At 45.8% G+C, this 673-nt stretch carries 1 pseudogene; it reads right to left on the reverse strand.

Features of this window, described 5'->3' with window-relative positions:
- Positions 1-73 (reverse strand): annotated as a pseudogene (locus K5Q58_RS20655) (S-ribosylhomocysteine lyase); the annotation flags it as partial.
- Positions 74-673: the final 600 nt, after the last annotated feature.

The raw sequence follows: 673 nt of genomic DNA on the forward strand, positions 1-673 counted from the left end.
TGGTTTTAGCCACACGAACCGCAGGTGCATTCATTCGAGTATGGTCAACGGTAAAACTATCTAATAACGGCATATTCATTCTCCAAATTCGCTCTAACTTGCTGATGAGCATAGGTTAAGCTACTGCCTAAATCGACTGTAAGCATCTTCTGAGATTAAGTGATACTTACGTACCCCCGCTTCGTAGTCAATATAAGCATCATAAACTTTTTTCATAGTTGCATCCTGCATGGACTGCTCTGCTATTACTTGCTTAGATAACACAGCGAGCTGAGCCATCACTTCATCGGGAAATTGCTTGATAACCACACCGTGTTCATTGACTAAAGATTCCAGAGCAGCAATATGACGGGTGGTGTACTCATCTAACATATCTTGGTTGATCGCTTTCGCTGCCACTTTCACTATCGCTTGCAGATCCGCCGGCAAAGCGTCAAAAGCTTCTTGATTAACAAGAAACTCTAAGGTCGTTCCAGGCTCATGCCAGCCAGGGTAATAGTAAAACTTAGCTGCCTTATGTAAGCCAAAGGCTAAATCGTTAAAGGGACCCACCCACTCTGTCGCGTCAATTGCTCCGGTTTGTAGCGCCGTATAAAGTTCACGCCCAGGCAAAGTGACTGGCACGCCACCGGCTTTTTTAAGCACTTCTCCACCGAGCCCACGAGACTAAGGC

The sequence above is a fragment of the Shewanella sp. KT0246 genome (genome assembly GCF_019654955.1).
Classification (GTDB): Bacteria; Pseudomonadota; Gammaproteobacteria; order Enterobacterales; family Shewanellaceae; genus Shewanella; species Shewanella goraebulensis.